The organism is Streptomyces sp. ATexAB-D23, assembly GCF_000373645.1.
In the GTDB taxonomy this organism is placed as follows: domain Bacteria; phylum Actinomycetota; class Actinomycetes; order Streptomycetales; family Streptomycetaceae; genus Streptomyces; species Streptomyces castrisilvae.
On the sequence record NZ_KB892035.1, the window covers coordinates 56130 to 73855 of the forward strand.

A 17726-nucleotide genomic window follows, 5' to 3' on the forward strand; every position below is an offset into this window, starting at 1 on the left:
GGCCCGATAGGCTGCTGCCTTGCTCCTCCGCTTCGAAAGGACCGTTGACGTGCCGCCGTCCCACGCCAGCACTTCCGACTCCAAGCCCGCCGGTTCCAGCGGCGGTGTGCAGTCCCTTGAGCGCGCCTTCGATCTGCTGGAGCGGATGGCCGACGCGGGGGGCGAGGTCGGCCTGAGCGAGCTCTCCGCGAGCAGCGGGCTCCCGCTGCCCACGATCCACCGGCTGATGCGCACGCTGGTCGTCTGCGGTTACGTACGCCAGCAGCCCAACCGGCGTTACGCGCTCGGCCCCCGCCTGATCCGGCTCGGCGAGTCCGCCTCCCGGCTGCTCGGCACCTGGGCCCGCCCGTATCTGGCCCGGCTGGTCGAGGAGACCGGCGAGACGGCCAACATGGCGCTGCTCGACGGCGACGAGATCGTGTACGTGGCGCAGGTGCCGTCCAAGCACTCGATGCGCATGTTCACCGAGGTCGGCCGCCGGGTGCTGCCGCACTCCACGGGCGTCGGCAAGGCGCTGCTGGCGCACACCCCGCCGGAGGAGGTGCGCGCGCTGCTCGCCCGGACGGGGATGCCCGCCGCCACCGAGAAGACGATCACCACCCCGGACGGCTTCCTGGAGGCGCTCGACCAGGTCCGCCGGCTGGGGTACGCGGTGGACGACAACGAGCAGGAGATAGGGGTCCGCTGCCTGGCGGTCCCGGTGCCCAACTCCCCCACCTCGGCGGCGATCTCGATCTCCGGCCCGGCGGGCCGGGTCACCGAGGCGGCCACCGAGCGGATCGTGCCGATCCTCCAGCAGGCCGCCAGGGAACTGTCCGACGCACTGGCCGGCTGAGCCACGGCGTACGAGAAGGGGCCCGGAGCGCGCTCGCTCCGGGCCCCTTCTCGTACCCGGCGTCAGGCCGGGACCTCCGCCGTCAGCCGGCCGTCGAACATGGTGACCGTGTGGTCCATGCGGTCCAGGTGGGTGCGGTCGTGGGTGACCAGGACCGTCGCCGTGGACCGCTGCCGGGTCAGCGTCACGAGGAGGTCGAGGACGGCCGCGCCGCGTTCGTGGTCGAGGGCGCTGGTCGGCTCGTCGACGAGCAGGAGCGCCGGGTCGTTCATCAGGGCCCGCGCGATGTTGATCCGCTGGCGCTGCCCGCCGGACAGCTGATGGGGCCTGCGGCCGGCCTGGCCGGCGAGACCGACCGCGTCGAGCAGTTCGAGCGCCCGGGAGCGGGCGGCCTTGGCCGGGCGGCCCGACAGGTGCGTCATGACCTGGAGCTGTTCGGCGGCGGTCAGCGAGGGCAGCAGGTTGGGCTGCTGGAAGACGATGCCGATCCGCTCCCGGCGCAGCGCCGCCTTGTCCGCGCGCCCCAGCCCCGTGGTGTCCGTACCCGCGACGACGACCGCGCCCTCGTCGGGCGCGACCAGTGTCGCGGCGACCGCGAGGAGGCTCGACTTGCCGGAGCCGGACGGGCCGACGACGGCGGTGAGGGTGCCGGCGGGGACGTCGAGCGCGACGCGGTCCAGGGCGGTGAGGCGCCCGTCGCCGTCCGGGTAGGTGAGGGTGACATCGGTGAGCGTGAGGGTCATCGGGCACTCCCGAGCGCGGTGAGCGGGTCGACGGAGGTGATCCGCCGGATGGACAGGGCGGCCCCGGCGGCGCCGAGGACGATGAGTACGGCGGCCGGGACGAGGACGGTCGTCGTGTCCAGGACGAAGGGCACGGCCCCGCCGGAGACCAGGGCGCCGATGCCGGAGGCGAGCGCGGTGCCGAGCCCGGTGCCGGCCGCGAGCATCACGACGGCCTGCCCGAGCGCGTCCCTGAGCAGATACGGGGTGGAGGCGCCCAGCGCCTTGAGGACGGCGACGTCACCGCTGCGCTGGATGGTCCAGACGGTGAAGAACGCTCCGATGACCAGGGCGGAGATGGCGAAGAGGAAACCGCGCATCAGTTGCAGGGAGCCGTTCTCGGCCTGGTAGGAGCCGATGGCGGTCAGTGAGTCGTCGAGCGTGAGCGTGCGGGTGCCCGCCGCCTTGTCGCCCGCGGCCAGGTCGGCGCCCGAGGTGGTGGTCAGGGCGATGACGGTGGCGTCGCCCCCCGCGCCGCCGCCGGTCTGCTGCCAGTCGGCGAGCGCGGTCCACACGACCGGTGTGTGGCTGTAGGAGGCGTCGCCGGCGACGGCGGCGACGGTGACCTCCTGGCCGCCGATCCGCAGCCGGTCTCCGGCGTGTGCGGCCAGCTCGTCGGCGCCGCCCTCCGAGAGGACGACCTCGCCCGGCGCGACCCGGGTGCCGGGGGGCGTCAGACCGCTGCCGGGCTCGACCCCGAACGCGGAGACGGCCGCCGTACGCTTCCCCCCGTCCGCGGCGGCGTTCAGGGTGCTGATGCCGAGGGGCTGCGCGGACTCGACGCCGGGCCGGCCGGCCCAGTCGCGCCAGGCGGACTCCTCGACGGCCGAATCGGTGAAGGACACCGACCGGCCGTCGGGCGGGGCGGCGAACGCCAGGTGGTCGGCGTTCAGCCCGGTGACGGCCGAGGTGTTCTCCCGGGCCAGTCCGGCCGTCAGACCGGACAGCAGGCCCACGAGCAGCGTGATCAGGACCACGACCGTGCCCATGAGGGCGAACCGGCCCTTGGCGAACCGAAGATCTCTCCATGCGACGAACATGACTCCAGCGTCCTTTTCCCCGGCCCCGGAAACATCGCCCGCGGGCTGGTGACGACATCAACCTTTCGATTGACCGGCCCCGGGCGGCCCGCGCCTACGCTGGACTCATCATGGAAACGCGCGCTCATCCCCCGGTCGCCGCCGCGCTGCGGCTGTGTCTGCACGGCCTGATGCTGGGCCTGCTGGCGCTCGCCGCCGCCAAGGCCGTCAGTGACGGGCAGGCGCACCCCGGCGCGGTGATCGTGGCCGCCTGCGTGCTGGCGGCGGTGTACGTGGCGGGGGCCGCGGCGCCGTTCGTGCAGCCGGGGACCCGGGCGGGCGCGGCGTGGCTCGCAGTGCTCGGCGTGCTGTGGGCGGCGCTGCTGGTGCTGTCGCCGGACGCGCTGTGGGTGGCCTTCCCGCTCTACTTCCTCCAGCTGCACCTGCTGCCGATCCGGTGGAGCCTGCCGGCCGTGGCGGTCACGGCGACCGCCGCCATCGCGAGCTTCCTGCTGCACGGGCAGGCGGTGACGCCCGGCACGTTCATCGGCCCGCTGCTCGGCGCGGCGGTCGCCGTCGCCACGGTCCTCGGGTACGAGGCGCTGTTCCGGGAGAGCGAGCGGCGCCGCGAGCTCATCGAGGAGCTGGTGGCCACCCGCGCGGAGCTGGCCGAGGCGGAGCGCGCCGCGGGGACCCTCGCCGAGCGCGAGCGGCTGGCCCGGGAGATCCACGACACCCTCGCCCAGGGCCTGTCCAGCATCCAGCTGCTGCTGCGCGCCGCCGAGCGGACCCTGCCCGACGACGCGCCCGCCGCCGCCCATGTGCGCCGGGCACGCGAGGCGGCGCAGGACAACCTCGCCGAGGCCCGGCGCTTCGTCCGCGCGCTGACCCCGCCCGATCTGGAGAACGGTTCCCTGGCCGCCGCCCTGGAACGGCTCTCGGCCCGTACCACCACTCCGGCGTTCACCGTGCAGTTCGCCGTGAGCGGGACACCGGTCGAGCTGCCCACGCCGTACGAGGTGGCGCTGCTGCGGACCGCCCAGTCGGCGCTGGCCAACACCGTGCGGCACGCCGGGGCCCGGCGGGCGGAGATCACGCTGAGCTTCATGGACACCTCGGTGTCGCTGGACGTGGTGGACGACGGCCGGGGCTTCGGGCAGGAGGACCCGGCGGGCGGTGACACGGAGTCCGGGGGCTTCGGCCTGCCCGCCATGCGCTCCCGGGCCCGTTCGCTCGGCGGCACCCTGAGCGTGGAGTCGGCGCCCGGCCAGGGCACCGCCGTCGCGCTGACGCTGCCGCTCCCCGTCGGCCGGACCGGGCAGGACGCGGCATGAGCGCCCCGATCAGGCTGCTGCTCGCCGACGACCACCCGGTGGTGCGCGCGGGGCTGCGGGCCGTGCTGGACACCGAGCCGGACTTCCGGGTCGTCGCCGAGGCCGCCACCGCCGAGGAGGCGGTGGCGCGTGCCGCGGCGGGCGGGCTGGACGTGGTCCTGATGGACCTCCAGTTCGGCTCCGGCATGCACGGCTCGCAGGCGACGGCTGAGATCACGGCGGCGCCGGACGCGCCCCGGGTGCTGATCCTGACGACGTACGACAGCGACGCGGACATCCTGGCGGCGGTCGAGGCGGGTGCGGCGGGCTATCTGCTGAAGGACGCGCCGCCCGAGGAGCTGGCCGCGGCGGTGCGTACGGCGGCCGCCGGCCGCTCCGCCCTGGCGCCCGCCGTCGCGCACCGGCTGATGGACCGCATGCGGACCCCGGCCCAGGCGCTCACCAAGCGCGAGCTGGAGGTCCTGCAACTGGTCGGTGAGGGCCTGTCGAACGCGGAGATCAGCAAGCGGCTCTTCCTCAGCCAGGCGACGGTGAAGTCTCATCTGGTGCACATCTACGCCAAGCTCGGCGTCGATTCGCGCACGTCCGCCGTCGCCGCGGCGACGGCCCGCAGGCTCATCCGCCGCTGACCGCGCGTCCGTTCCCCGTCAGCGGCGCGGCGGCTCGCCGAAGAGGTCGACGGCGACGCGCACGTCCCGGAGGGCCGACGCCAGGGCGCTGACCGAGCCGATCGCCCCCGCGATCAGCAGCAGCGAGCGGCGGAGCCGGGGGATCTCGGGCACCCCGCTGAGCGCCATCGCGTCCAGCGCCGCGAGTTCGTCCTCGGCGATGGCCCGGTCGGGAAACTGCGCGGGGTGTCCGGCCAGGGCCCGCCGGAGCCGGGAGACCGCGGTACGCAGCTCCGCCACTCTGGGGTCCTCACCGCTGCCGGTCACCCGCTCCTGCCCCACGCTCTTCAACAAAGCTCCCCCTCGCACATCCTTGTGCCAGTGTTTCGACCGGGCCCCGTACCGTGGTCAAGTGTCCGGGGGTGCGGGCAAGTTAACGCCATGAAAGGTGTCGGGCGCCACTCCGGGGACGTAACACACGCCGTACGGGTGGCGAGCCTGGGCGGGAGCGTCCGCCATGGGGTATCCAGGCGGCATGACAAGCACACCGCACGCCCCCGTCGTCGCCGGACTGCTGCTCGCCGCGGGCGGCGGACGCCGGCTCGGCGGACGCCCGAAGGCCCTGCTGGAACACCGCGGCGGCCTGCTCGCCGACCACGCGGTGCGCTCCTTGCGCGAGGGCGGCTGCGGGCCCCTTCATGTGGTGCTCGGCGCGGCGGCGGGCGAGGTGCGGGCCAGGGCCGCTCTGGACGGCTGCGCGGTGACCGTCAACGAGGAGTGGACCGAGGGCATGGGCTCCTCGCTGCGGGCGGGGCTCGGCGCCCTCGCGGACACGGGCGCGGACGCGGCGCTCGTCCTGCTGGTCGACCAGCCCGGCATCGACGCGCGGGCGGTGGCCCGGGTGCGGGCCGCGTGCCGGGACCGGACGAGCCTGGTGGCCGCCTCGTACGCCGGGGAACGCGGCCATCCCGTGCTGTTCGGGGCGGATCTGTGGGCGGACATCGCGGCGGGCGCGGTGGGCGATCAGGGGGCTCGGACCTATCTGCGGGCGCACCGCGACGCGATCACGCTCGTCGAGTGCGCCGATGTGGCACAGGCGTACGACATCGACACCCCGGAGGACCTGACACACCTGGAGTGAACGCACTGGCACGCTGCGCCAGCACCGCTCCACTTCTGTCGAGCCGGAGAATCTCGATATCAACAAACCATTGAACTTCCACCATGAGGAAACTACTATCCACTGGTCAGAAGCCCTCTGCACCTCAGACGGCGGCCACAGCCGTATCCCGGAGCCCTGGCACGCCGTGCCGTTAGGGGCGGCCCGGCGGCCGTGGGACGCCGTCCGCACCGCCCGCTGAAGGAGTGACAGCTCATGTCCGCACCAGCGCCGTCCTCGCTGGCCATCGTCGATGCCGAGCCCCTGCCCCGGCAGGACGAGGTCCTCACCCCCGCGGCCCTCGCGTTCGTGGCCGAGCTGCACCGCCGGTTCACGCCCCGGCGCGACGAGCTGCTCGCCCGCCGAGGCGAGCGCCGTGCCGAGATCGCCCGCACCTCCACGCTGGACTTCCTGCCCGGAACCGCGGCGATCCGTGCGGACGACTCCTGGAAGGTCGCCCCGGCCCCGGCCGCGCTGAACGACCGCCGGGTGGAGATCACCGGTCCGACCGACCGCAAGATGACCATCAACGCCCTGAACTCGGGCGCGAAGGTCTGGCTCGCCGACTTCGAGGACGCCTCCGCCCCCACCTGGGAGAACGTCGTCCTCGGCCAGCTCAACCTGATGGACGCCTACAACCGGTCCATCGACTTCACCGACCCGAGGACCGGCAAGTCGTACGCGCTGAAGCCGGCCGGCGAGCTCGCCACCGTCGTCACCCGCCCCCGCGGCTGGCACCTGGACGAGCGCCACCTCCAGCTCGACGGCACCCCGGTGCCCGGCGCACTGGTCGACTTCGGGCTCTACTTCTTCCACAACGCCCAGCGCCTGATCGACCTCGGCAAGGGCCCGTACTTCTACCTGCCGAAGACGGAGTCGCACCTGGAGGCCCGCCTCTGGAACGACATCTTCGTCTTCGCCCAGGACTACGCCGGCATCCCGCAGGGCACCGTCCGCGCCACGGTCCTGATCGAGACGATCACCGCCGCGTACGAGATGGAGGAGATCCTCTACGAGCTGCGCGACCACGCCTCCGGGCTGAACGCCGGCCGCTGGGACTACCTCTTCTCCATCGTCAAGAACTTCCGTGACGGCGGCCCCAAGTTCGTCCTGCCGGACCGCAACGCGGTGACGATGACCGCCCCGTTCATGCGGGCGTACACCGAACTCCTCGTCCGCACCTGCCACAAGCGCGGCGCCCACGCGATCGGCGGCATGGCGGCCTTCATCCCGTCCCGCCGCGACGCCGAGGTCAACAAGGTGGCGTTCGAGAAGGTCAAGGCCGACAAGGACCGCGAGGCGAACGACGGCTTCGACGGCTCCTGGGTCGCCCACCCCGACCTCGTCCCGATCGCCATGGCCTCCTTCGACGCGGTCCTCGGCGAGAAGCCGAACCAGAAGGAGCGCCTGCGCGAGGACGTCTCGGTCGCGGCCGGCGACCTGATCGCCATCGACACCCTGCACGCCAAGCCCACCTACGAGGGCCTGCGCAACGCCGTCGCGGTCGGCATCCGCTACATCGAGGCCTGGCTGCGCGGCATGGGCGCGGTCGCCATCTTCAACCTGATGGAGGACGCGGCCACCGCCGAGATCTCGCGTTCCCAGATCTGGCAGTGGATCAACGCGGACGTGGTCTTCGAGAACGGCGAGCACGCCACCGCGGAGCTGGCCCGCGAGGTCGCCGCCGAGGAACTCGCCGCGATCCGCGCCGAGACCGGCGACGAGGCCTTCGCCGCCGGCCAGTGGCAGGAGGCCCACGACCTCCTCCTCCAGGTCTCGCTGGACCAGGACTACGCGGACTTCCTGACGCTCCCGGCGTACGAGCGGCTGCGCTGACGCGTCCCGCGTACGACGGCTGTTCCCGGTGCCGACGACGGCGCCGGGAACAGCGCTTTCTCCGGGCTTCGGGCCGAGGACGGCCGCGGACACCGCCGGGGCTCCGTCGTCGCGCCTATCGGCAGCGGCACTCCCCGGCGAGCACCGCCGGGGCGATTGTCCGCATGGCTTCCTGCTCGGCCTCCGAGATGCACGGCAGCCGACGTGCGAGTACGTCGAAGTGCTGGTGCCCGCGCCAGGCGTCGTGGTCGCCCACGACGAACAGCCGCCGCCGGGCACGGCTCACCGCGACATTCAGCAGGTTCGGAGCAGACGCCGCCCAGACACGTGGGCCTGCTCCGTCCCCGCCCGCGCCCAGGACCAGCAGCACCACGTCGGCCTCCTTCCCCTGGGTCGTGTGCACGGTTCCCACTCTTTCGCGCGGGACGACCCGGCACAGGCTCCGGCGCAGCCCGGCCACGACATCACGGAAGGGGCTGATGACGAACAGCTCGCGCTCGGGGTCCAGGCCCTGGTCGACGAGCCGGTGCACGATGACGTTCGCGCACTCCCCCTCGTCCGGCGACCACTTGCCCTGTGCCGACCGCCCGCCGCTCACCGGCCACCACACACCGCGCCGGGCCACCGCGTAGTCGCCGTCCCGGTGCACCCCGTGCACCATCAGGCCGTCGTAGGCGATCTCGTTGCTGATCGTGAACATCGGGTCGTCGCAGCGCCGGTGCACCCGCAGGGGCGACCCCACCCACACCTGGTCCTCGTCCGACCCCTCGGGCGCGGGCAGCCAGGTGCCGTAGCCGTTCAACCGGTCGGCGACCCGCTGCGCCGAGGTACGGGAGGGTTCCCACTCCTGAGCCACCCCGAAGGTCCGGCGCAGCGCCTGCTGCCCCGTGTGCGGCAGCGTGACCACCGGCTCCAGCTGGAGCGGGTCGCCCACGATGACGCCTCTGCGCGCCCGCCACAGTGCGCCCACCGGCATCTGGGCGGTCGCCTGGCCGGCCTCGTCGATCAGCATCCAGCCCAGCGACCGGGGCCCCAGCCCCGCGAACATCCGGTCCAGTGAGGCGAACGTGGTGGAGACGACCGGAAGTGCGAGGAAGAGGTTCTGCCAGGCAGCCAGCACCACCTCCGGCTTCAGGGTTCTGGGAGCGTCGCCGCACAGCACATCCATCGCGGCGTCGAGGTTCTTGCGCATCCGGTCGGCAGCGCCCTTGATGAACGCGCCGTGCAGATCCATCGCGGCGAGGAAGAGCCGGGTGCGGGCCCGGGTGAACTCCGGGTCGGACCAGGGAGAGGACAGCTCCCTGGCGTCCTCCGCCGTTCGCTCGCCGCGCTCTTCCCGGCCCGGGACACACGCGCCCCAGCGCTCGACGGCCGCCTCCACCGTGGCCCGGAGCCGCGCGTGCCGTCCCTCCGCCGCTCGGAGCACCCGCCCGGCTTCGTCCAGGACCTCCCTGTGGGCGGCTTGGGCCCGGTCGTAGGCATCGGCGGCCTGGGTGAGTTCCTCGTACGCGGCCCGAGCGGTCTGCTCCGCCACCGCCAGCAGTTGGTCCTCCGCGTGCCAGTCGCGTTGCGCCGCGCCGAGGGTGAAGATGCCGGCGGCCAGCCCGGGACGGTGCCGTCGGTGCTCCGCCCTGCGGCCCGCGGCGTCGGCGAGGTCCCTCTGTGCCCTGCCGCGAGCCGCACGGGTCCCGGCGGCCGGCTGACGGAGTGCGTCCAGGTCCCGTCCGGCTGCGGCGACCGCCTCCCGGGCGGTGGTGACGGCCGCCCGCGCCCCGTCGTACTGCGCCATCGCCTCGTGCGCCCGCTGCCGCTCGTCCCGCAGGGCCCGCACCGTCTGCCGTGCGTCCCGGAAACGCGTGACGGCCTCCCGCCACGCCGTCGGGTCGCCGCCCCGCGAAGCAGCCGCCCTCAGCCGGTCCCGCATGCCTTCGCCGCGCTCGGCCCGTTCCTCTCCCGGCGGGCCGAACCAGTACTTGTTGCGGAAGTCCGAACGGTTCCCCTTGTTGCCGAGCTTCGCGGCGAGGGTTCCCCACGACGGTGCGCCGTCGAGAAGAAGGCGTCCCTGTTCCGGGAAGAAGGACGCCGCCTCCCGCCACTCCGCGGCGACGGAGTCACGTGCGGGGATCTCGCTGGAGACGTTCTCGACGGCGCCGTTGTTGGCCGACGCGACCACCATCTCGTATCCCGTCAGCTCCGGCTTGAGGGACGCGACCGACCTCTGGTAGGTGCCGGTGCTCCAGCGGTGCGCCTGTCCGGTGAACGCGTCCTCGGGCCGCCGCAGCTCGGACAGCCGCTCCGCCCTCATGACCAGGACGGCGGCGATGAGGTCCCGCAGCTGCGTGGTCTTGCCCGTACCGGGCGGGCCGTTCACCGCGTACAGGCCGTCGGTGTCGGCGAGTTGCTCCACGATCCGGTTCACTGCGAACTGCTGGCTCAGTACCAGCGGGTGTTCCGTCCTCGCGGGCCAGCGCCCGAGCGGGAAGCCGGCCGGCTGCACACCGGCGAGCACCGCTCCGGGTTCGTGCTTGAGGTCGACGCGCGTACGGCCGCGCAGCGCGGTCGAAGCGGTCAGGTAGTCCCGCAGCGCGGGCCCCGGCTCGTCCTTGCCGAGACTGCCCGCGACCAGGTCGAGGTCCGTCGCGATGAAGCTGTTCAGGAAGTCCGACCCGCCCGATCGTCCGGCCTTCCGACGGGACACCGACCTGCACTGGACCCGGATCGTCTCCGGCCGCAGGTCGTCGGCGACACCGAACCGTTCAGCGACCCAGCGGGTGACGGCCGACAGGTCACGCACGGTCAGCGGCTTCTCGCCGAGCCGTGGCGGAATCTCGCCGTCATCCCCCTCGCCCGCGTCGTCCCCGTCCTGCGGGTCCTCGTCCGGCGCCACATCGTCCGCGCGCCCGGCACCGCCCTCGGTCACGGCATCGACGGCGCCGGAGAGGGCACCGGCCGCCAGATCGCCGAGCACCGGTCCGAGCGCGGCACTCAACGCACCGCCGACCGCACCGACCGTGATCTCGCACAGCAACCCGGCGAAGGGCCGCCGCCCCGGCGCCGCGTCCGCGATCGTCACCCTGCCGTCGCCGACGCCCAGCACGACGCCCTCGCACAGCTCGGCCTCCGCGTCGAAGCCGTCGAGCCACCCCTGCGCACCCGGGCCGGGCTTACGGCTGCGCCCCGTCGCCCAGGCGCACGCGGAGAAGGTGATGGAGTCCTGGACCAGCAGCCCCTCGTCCGTGACCTCGAAGGCCAGCAGGGCACTGTCACCGTCCACCCGGCCGTCATGGTCCTCCTCACTGCCGCCGAAGACGTCGAGCAGGACATCGCGGACGGACGCGACCGGGTACACGCCGCAGTAGACGGTGTGCTGCCTGACCATGTTCCGGCCAGGGCTCCGCCGCCGTACGGGGTGCCCCTCCTCCCACGGCAGCGGGCGGCCGGCTTCCACGGCGTGGACGCCCTTCGGCGGCGAGGCCTTCTCCACCTTCTGCGGGCTGAACATCTCCACCGCGCGCCAGTAGCGCACGATGTCCGCCCTGCGTCGCCGCTCGCCCCTCGCCGCCATACGGCCCATCCCCCTCGTTCCGTGCCCCAGCAGCGATCACCCTAGCCAGCTCCGCGCGCGGTGTGGAGGGAGCATTGGCGCATATGCGACCTCGGGCGGTGTCCCACGGGACGACGGACACCTCACCCGGTACGGATCGACGTGACCTCGTGGACCACGGCCGCGCTCGTCGCCGGTCCGTTGCAGGTCAGCTGGTTCGGCGGGGCACGGTGCGCGGTGACCTCGACGTCGTAGGGGGTCGCGTGGGGCGGGGGGCCGGTGACGCGGATCAGCCAGTGGGGGCCGGCCCGGGAGGTACCGGTGACCGTGTAGTCGTGCCGGCCGGCCGGGCCGAACCGGGCGAGGACGGCGGCGACGGCGGCCTGCTGGGGCGGGAGGAGGTCGGTGTAGCCGCGCAGGTGGCCGGGGTGGACGCGGCCGGCGAGGTGCTGTTCGACCACGGCGACGGAGGAGGGGGCGTCGAGGCCGCCGTAGTAGACGCCGTCGGGTGCGACGAGGACGTTGGCGGCGAACCGGTCACCGCCCACGTGGGTGCACTCCCACACCAGGTCGGGCCACCGCTCGCTCAGGGCGCGGGCCACCGGCCGGCCGCGCACGGCACAGCAGGTGTCGTGGCGGCCGTGGGTGCAGACGAGGACGGCGGGCGGGTGGCCGGGCTCCCCGGGGGCGCCCAGCGCGGCGGCCGCCCGCGCCAGGTCCTCGTCGCGTTCCCAGGTGCCCCACTGCTGACGGTGGCCGCCGGTGCCGTCGTACCGCAGTACGGCCCAGCGCCGGGGGCCCGCTTCCTTGTCCCGGCGGCCGTGGCGCCTGATCAGGAGCACCCGGGCCCGCACCGCCCGCGCCGCTTCGAACAGGATGTTCCTGACGCCGGGATCCAGGGCGAGGCCGTCGAAGCCGTTGGCCGGCCAGGCGCCTCCGTACTCGACGAGGACCCAGACCAGGCCGTACGGGGCCGTGCCGGTGAGCGCGTCGCCGCGGGCGCGGGCGGCGTCGGCGCAGAGGAAGCGTTGCGCTCTCACTGAGCGGCCGGCACGAGGACGCCCGCGCGCAGCAGCCTCCGCGCGCAGGCGAGGCCGAGGTCGCCGGCGGTGCGCACGTCGCCGGCGAGGAGGCGGGCCAGGGCCGGCAGGTCGGCCTCCGGGAAGTCGAGCCACCCCACGCGGGTCATCAGCCGCCGGTCGTGCAGCCGGGCTTCCAGCGCGTCCCGAAGCCGGACCGGTGTGGCGGGCCCCAGGTGGTCGACGGCGGTGAGCTGGGCCAGCGGACCCAGCGGTCCGGGGCGGGCCCCGCCCCGGCGTGCGCGGTGGAACCCGGGGACGGGGTCGGCCCCGTCGACGGCCGCGAGGAGGCGTGCGCGGACCGGGGCGGTCGCGTCGTCCGGTCCCGCAGCGCCCAGCGGCAGGGAGCCGCGCGCCCACGGGTCGTCGCGCAGCTCCGAGAGCGCGGCGCGCATGAGCTGTTCGGCCAGGGCGTAGCGCGTCCAGGCGTGGACGCCGAGCGTCAGGTGGATGGAGACGGCGCCCTGTGCCTCGGCGGCGTGCAGCCAGCCGCGCGGCAGGTAGAGGACGTCGCCCGGTTCGAGCACGGTGTCGAGATACGGCTCGCCCTGCGCGGCCTCGGCGACGGCCTCCCGGTGATCGGTCCAGGGCTGGTCGCGCAACGGGTCGGGGTGCACGGGCCGGTGGACGATCCAGCGCTTGGCGCCCTCGATCTGGAGGACGAAGACGTCGTGGACGTCGTAGTGGGCGTCGAACCCGCGGTTCTGCGGCGGGGTGACGTAGGCGTTGGCCTGCACCGGGTGTCCCAGTTCGGCGGCCAGCCGGGCGGTGAGGTCACCGACGGGCGCCCAGGTGCGCTGGAGCGCTTGCAGGACGAGGGTGGCGCCGTCGGCGAACTCCCGCCACAGGGCGGTGTCGTCCACCTGGTCGGCGATGGTGGCACCCACGCCGGCCGGTGAGGTGAACGACGCGTCGGGAAGCGTCGCGCCGTTCCTGGCGACGCGGAGGAAGGGTGTGCGCAGGCCGCGCCGCGAGACGAGTTCGTCCACGGCTCCGGCGGAGAAGAGGTCGGAGAAGTCGCTGGCGCGGCGGGTGAGAAGCGCCGTGCGCGACCAGATGTCGCGGGCGAATTCCTCCCGGCTCAGGCCGGTGGTCAGGCGCGTTTCCAGGACCCCGGGGCGCGCCGTCGCGGTGCCGGGGTCCTGGGGGCCGGCCGGGGAGGGGCTCAAGAACCGGTGCCGGACGAGCCCGCGCCGCCATCGGCGCCGCCGTCGGCCCCACCGTCGTGGACACCCGGCGTACCGGCAGCACCACCATCCGCGGGACCCTCGGCCGCACCGTCCGCACCACCGTCATGGACACCCGGCGTACCCGCCGCACCACCATCCGCGGGACCCTCGGCCGCACCGTCCGCACCACCGTCATGGACACCCGGCGTACCCGCCGCACCGCCGTCGGCCGGGCCCTCCGCACCGCTGTCGGCGCCTCCGTCCGCGCCGCCGTCGGCGCCTCCGTCGTGGACGCCCGGCGTACCGGCCGCGCCCCCGTCCGCCGGGCCCTCCGCACCGCTGTCGGCGCCTCCGTCCGCGCCGCCGTCGGCTCCTCCGTCGTGGACGCCGGGGGTGCCCGCCGCACCGCCGTCCGCGGGGCCTTCCTGCTGGTTCGGGTCCTGCTCGGGGCTGGTCATATTTCCTCCCGCGCATCGAACGGCTGGGGCCGGGCCGCATACCGGGCCCGGTTCTGACGCACGGCGGTGCCACCGGGGCACCGCCGTGACCAGCCTACCGCTATGGGCGGTAAGTCTCGATTTGAGGGAAATTACCTGGTACGGGCTATTTCAGCCCGTTGTCCAGGGCGCCCATCAGCGTTCCCTGGGGGGTGTCGCCGGACATCTCCCAGACCATGACGCCGAGCAGGCCCTTGTCCTTCACGTAGTCGGTCTTCTTGCCGATGGACCAGGTGTCGTCGAAGGACCACCACTGGTTGCCGGTGTATCCGTACGTCGATACGGACTGCTCGTCGTGATGGACCGTCATCGTCGGGTAGGCGCCGATGAGGTTCGAGTAGCCCCGGGTGCCGGCCTCCTCCGCGAACTGGCCGGGGGCCGCGCCACCGGCCGGCTGCCACTCGCCCGCCGCGCCGCCGTCGGTGACGTTCTGCCAGCCCCGGCCGTAGAACGGGATGCCGAGGGTCAGCTTGCGGGGCTCGACGCCCGCGTCCGTGTACGCCTTGATGGCCGTGTCCGCGCTGAAGTGGAAGTCGTACGGGTCCTGGTCGTCGTTGTAGAGGTTGGCCTGGTGTCCCGTGCGGTCCGGCTCCCAGGAGTTGTCGCTGCCCGAACCGTGGAAGTCGTAGCCCTGGACGTTGGCGACGTCGAGCGAGTCGAAGACCTCGGACAGGTCCCAGCCCTCGTCGATCTTCTGCGGGTCGGCGGGGGTGAAGGCGGTGAGGAGGCGGTGGCCGCCGCCGAGGGCGTCGAGCTGCTTGCGGAACTCGGCGAGCAGCAGGGTCAGGTTGTCCTTGTCGTCGGGCGAGTAGTGGTTGCCGGGGTGCCCGGTGCCGGTGCCCGGCCACTCCCAGTCGATGTCGAAGCCGTCGAAGATGCCGGCGGCGGTGCCGGGGCCGCCCGCGCCGCCGTACTCGGGCAGGTTGCCCTTGATGTACATGTCGATGCAGGAGGAGACGAACTTCTTGCGGGCGGCGTCGGTGGCGGCGACGTCCGAGAAGTACTTGGAGTAGGTCCAGCCGCCGAGCGAGACCACGATCTTGAGGTCGGGGTGGAGCTGCTTCAGCTTCTTCAGCTGGTTGAAGTTGCCGCGCAGCTTGCCCCAGCCGTCGTCGGCGACCCCGTCCACGGACTGGGCGGCGCTGAAGGGGCGGGCGTAGTCGGCGTCGGCGTCACCGGCTCCGGTCCCCTGCTCCGGGTCCTGGGGGTCGGCGGTGGTGCCTTTGGTGACGCCGTTGAGGCAGGTGAGGTTGTTGGGATCGATGTTGGCGAAGGCGTAGTTGATGATGTCGAGCTTGTCGGCGGCGCCGGAGTCCTCCAGGTTCTTGACGAAGTACTGGCGGCCGTAGATGCCCCACTGGACGAAGTAGCCGACCTTGGCGTAGTTGCCCGCGCCGACGATGTCGTCGGTCTTGACGGTGAGGGCGTTGCTGGCGGGTGAGACGTTGTCGGCGGGGTCCCTGGCCTTCACGGTGAAGGTGTACGAGGTGGAGGGCGACAGGCCGCCGATGGTCGCGGTGGTCGTGGTGCCGGAGACGGTGGTGGCCTGCTCGGAGCCCCGGTAGATGTCGTAGGCGGCGATCCGCTGGTTGTCCGTCGCGGCGGTCCAGGCGAGCGTCACGGACGAGGAGTCGGTGGCGGTGGAGTGCAGGGCGCCGGGGGCCGTCGGGGCGGAGGTGTCGGTGGCCGGGTCGACGGTCGTCACGGTCAGCGGGGCGCTCTCGGCGGAGACGTTGCCCCGGGTGTCCTTGGCCCGGACGGTGAAGGCGTAGGCGGTGGCCGGGGTCAGGCCGGTGACCGTGGCGCTGGTCGTCGCGGTGGCGGAGCCCACGACCTCGCCGCCCGCCAGGATGTCGTACGAGGCCACGGGGAAGTCGCCCGCGGCGGCGGCCGTCCAGGAGAGCGACGCGGTGCGGGCGGTGACATCGGTCTGCGCCAGACCACTGGGCGCCCCCGGCGGCGCGTCGGCGGACCCGTCGCACTTGTCACCGTTGACCCGGCAGCCGGCCGGCGCGGCCATCGGCCCGGTCGCGACGAACCAGAAGCTGTACGGCTCGGTGGAGCTGTGCGCGGCGACCGTGCCGTTGTAGTGGGCGTTGACCGCGGTGATGTGACTGCCCTGGGCGGTGACGGTGCCGTTGTACGAGGAGTCGATGGCGACCCCGGCGGGCAGGTCGAACTCCAGGCTCCAGCCGGTGACGGCGGTGTCGGTGTCGTTGTGCAGGACGTAGGTCCCCTTCCACCAGGGGCCGTTGTCGGCCGAGGTGAAGGTCGCCGTGAGCTTGCCCGCGGCGTGCGCGGGGACGGCCTGCAGGGACAGGAACGTGAGGAGCAGTCCGAGAACGGCGAGCAGTGCGATCGCCGATCTCCGTCTGAGTGGCATGTGCTCGGACATGGTTCTCCCTTGAGGCAGGGACCGGTGAGGCGGTCCTCGGGGAGGTGCGGATGGCGTTTCCATGGAGCACAGGGGAAAGTAATTGGTCTGGACCAAGTCGTCAATAGGTACAGACCAATTACGGTCGGCCGGACGGACGGGCCCCACGCGCCCGGCCCTCACGCGCCCGATACTCATGCCGTCCGACTCTCACGCGCCCGGCACTCGCGCGCCTACCCCTCACGCGCCCCGGCCCTCACGCGTCCGGCACCCACGCGTCCGGCACCCACGCGTCCGGCACTCGCACCCTCAGTCGCCGAGGACGACCGTGCGCACCGCCGAGAAGTCGCCCCACTTGCCGTCCGGCAGCTTGGCACGGAGCTTCATCGCGTAGCGGGTCCCGCGCGGGTCGGTGACGGTGAGCCGGTAGTTCGCGCGGCCGGCGGGCGGCTCGCCTCCCCAGACGATCGTGGTGGTCAGCCGGCCGTTCAGGTAGAGCTGGTACGCCGGGATCGCGCCGCCCGTTTCGGGCTGCTCCCAGTCCAGGTCGACGGCGTACGCCTTGCCCTCCGCCTTCGCCGTGACCCGCAGGTCCGTGGGGGCGGTCGAGGCGGGGGCGCCGGGGGCGGAGGCGGTGGTGATGTCGATGGCGTCGCTGTCGGGTGACGAGGTGTCGGCCGCGTCACGGGCCCGGACGGTGAACGTGTAGACCGTGCCGGGGCGCAGCCCGGTCAGCCGCGCGGTGGTCTGCGTACCGGGCACGCTGTGGATGCGCGAGTCCTCCTGGTAGATGTCGTACGCGGTGACCCCGACGTCGTCCGTCGAGCCGCCCCAGGACAGGGTCGCGGCGCGGCTGCCGTCGGCCTTGCCGCGCAGTTTCACCGGCCGGGTCGGGGCCTCGCGGTCGGCGGGGGTCGGGGCGGGAGTGGTGACGGAGGCCGCGGAGCTCGGCGCGGAGAGGTTGCCGGCCGCGTCGCGGGCCCGGACGGTGAACGTGTAGGCGGTCGAGGCGGTGAGCCCGTCGATGTCGATCATCACCCGGCTCGCCGGTACCGACTTGACCTTCTCGCCCTTGCGGTAGACCTCGTAGCCGGTGACACCCGTGTCATCCGTGGCCGCCTCCCACATGACGTGCGCGGAGGTGGCGCTGCTCGCCTGCGCGGTCACCCCGTGCGGCGCGGTGGGCTTCTCCGTGTCCGCCGGGTCTTCGGAGCCACAGGCGGTCAGGGCGGCGAGGAGCAGGGCGGCGGAACAGGCCAACGCGGCAGGCGTGTGGGGGGATCGCACGGTCTTGCCTTCCATCCGGCAGCAATGGTCCAGACCTGTATCGCACGGGGTGGGGCCCGCCGACAAGAGCACGGAGCGGAACCTTCCGCAATGTGCCGGTGTGCACCCGCCCCCGCACCGGCCCGTCCGGGTGGACCGGGCGGGCCGGTCCGGGGGCGGGTGCACACCGGCTGGTGGCCGGGCGGCCGAGCCGGGCGCCGACG

14 protein-coding genes are annotated in these 17726 nt (G+C 73.3%); 6 read left to right on the forward strand and 8 right to left on the reverse strand.

From position 1 onward, the window contains the following. Positions 1-49: 49 nt before the first annotated feature. On the forward strand, positions 50-835 hold the full coding sequence (locus tag B082_RS0125415; RefSeq protein WP_018554608.1) for an IclR family transcriptional regulator: 786 nt from the start codon (positions 50-52) through the stop codon (positions 833-835). Positions 836-897: 62 nt separating this feature from the next. On the opposite strand, the gene B082_RS0125420 is transcribed toward B082_RS0125415, so the two are convergent. Beyond that, positions 898-1578 carry an ABC transporter ATP-binding protein gene (locus tag B082_RS0125420; RefSeq protein WP_018554609.1) on the reverse strand — a complete coding sequence of 227 codons (681 nt, stop codon included), beginning with the start codon at positions 1576-1578 and terminating at the stop codon, positions 898-900. After that, positions 1575-2657, reverse strand: a complete 1083-nt coding sequence (locus B082_RS0125425) for an ABC transporter permease (RefSeq protein WP_018554610.1) — start codon at positions 2655-2657, stop codon at positions 1575-1577. The genes B082_RS0125420 and B082_RS0125425 overlap by 4 nt, the downstream gene beginning before the upstream one ends. A 110-nt stretch (positions 2658-2767) precedes the next feature. Here B082_RS0125425 and B082_RS0125430 point away from each other — a divergent pair, with 110 nt between their 5' ends. Then, entirely contained in the window at positions 2768-3970 is a 1203-nt protein-coding gene (locus B082_RS0125430) for a sensor histidine kinase (RefSeq protein WP_018554611.1), read from the forward strand. Then, positions 3967-4599, forward strand: coding sequence for a response regulator (locus B082_RS0125435; protein WP_018554612.1), 633 nt, complete (start codon positions 3967-3969; stop codon positions 4597-4599). Before B082_RS0125430 ends, B082_RS0125435 begins: the two co-directional genes overlap by 4 nt. Before the next feature lie 18 nt (positions 4600-4617). On the opposite strand, the gene B082_RS0125440 is transcribed toward B082_RS0125435, so the two are convergent. Beyond that, complete coding sequence (locus B082_RS0125440; RefSeq protein ID WP_018554613.1) at positions 4618-4920, reverse strand: DUF5955 family protein; 303 nt, start codon at positions 4918-4920, stop codon at positions 4618-4620. A gap of 193 nt (positions 4921-5113) precedes the next feature. On the opposite strand from B082_RS0125440, the gene B082_RS0125445 reads away from it, so the two are divergent. Together B082_RS0125445 and aceB are read left to right on the forward strand one after the other, a co-directional pair. Next, positions 5114-5719 carry a nucleotidyltransferase family protein gene (locus B082_RS0125445; RefSeq protein WP_018554614.1) on the forward strand — a complete coding sequence of 202 codons (606 nt, stop codon included), beginning with the start codon at positions 5114-5116 and terminating at the stop codon, positions 5717-5719. A gap of 234 nt (positions 5720-5953) precedes the next feature. Beyond that, on the forward strand, positions 5954-7573 hold the full coding sequence (aceB, locus tag B082_RS0125450; RefSeq protein WP_018554615.1) for a malate synthase A: 1620 nt from the start codon (positions 5954-5956) through the stop codon (positions 7571-7573). Between the two features lie 115 nt (positions 7574-7688). On the opposite strand, the gene B082_RS40050 is transcribed toward aceB, so the two are convergent. The 3 genes from B082_RS40050 to B082_RS0125465 form a co-directional block, all read right to left on the reverse strand. Beyond that, complete coding sequence (locus tag B082_RS40050; RefSeq protein ID WP_158688904.1) at positions 7689-11138, reverse strand: DEAD/DEAH box helicase; 3450 nt, start codon at positions 11136-11138, stop codon at positions 7689-7691. A 122-nt stretch (positions 11139-11260) separates the two neighbouring features. After that, positions 11261-12157, reverse strand: a complete 897-nt coding sequence (locus B082_RS0125460; RefSeq protein WP_018554617.1) for a sucrase ferredoxin — start codon at positions 12155-12157, stop codon at positions 11261-11263. Continuing rightward, a complete protein-coding gene (locus B082_RS0125465) occupies positions 12154-13365 on the reverse strand; it encodes a cupin domain-containing protein (RefSeq protein ID WP_018554618.1) in 1212 nt (403 codons plus the stop codon). Before B082_RS0125465 ends, B082_RS0125460 begins: the two co-directional genes overlap by 4 nt. A gap of 56 nt (positions 13366-13421) precedes the next feature. Here B082_RS0125465 and B082_RS39570 point away from each other — a divergent pair, with 56 nt between their 5' ends. Next, a complete protein-coding gene (locus tag B082_RS39570) occupies positions 13422-13880 on the forward strand; it encodes a hypothetical protein (RefSeq protein ID WP_018554619.1) in 459 nt (152 codons plus the stop codon). An 88-nt stretch (positions 13881-13968) separates the two neighbouring features. Here the strand turns inward: B082_RS39570 and B082_RS0125475 are convergent, their stop codons facing one another. Beyond that, the gene (locus B082_RS0125475; RefSeq protein ID WP_018554620.1) at positions 13969-16257 is read right to left on the reverse strand and encodes a glycosyl hydrolase family 18 protein; all 2289 of its coding nucleotides are present in this window, start codon (positions 16255-16257) and stop codon (positions 13969-13971) included. 288 nt (positions 16258-16545) lie between these two features. Then, positions 16546-17538 (reverse strand): fibronectin type III domain-containing protein, encoded by a 993-nt coding sequence (locus tag B082_RS0125480; protein WP_018554621.1) that lies wholly within the window; start codon positions 17536-17538, stop codon positions 16546-16548. Positions 17539-17726 lie beyond the last annotated feature (188 nt).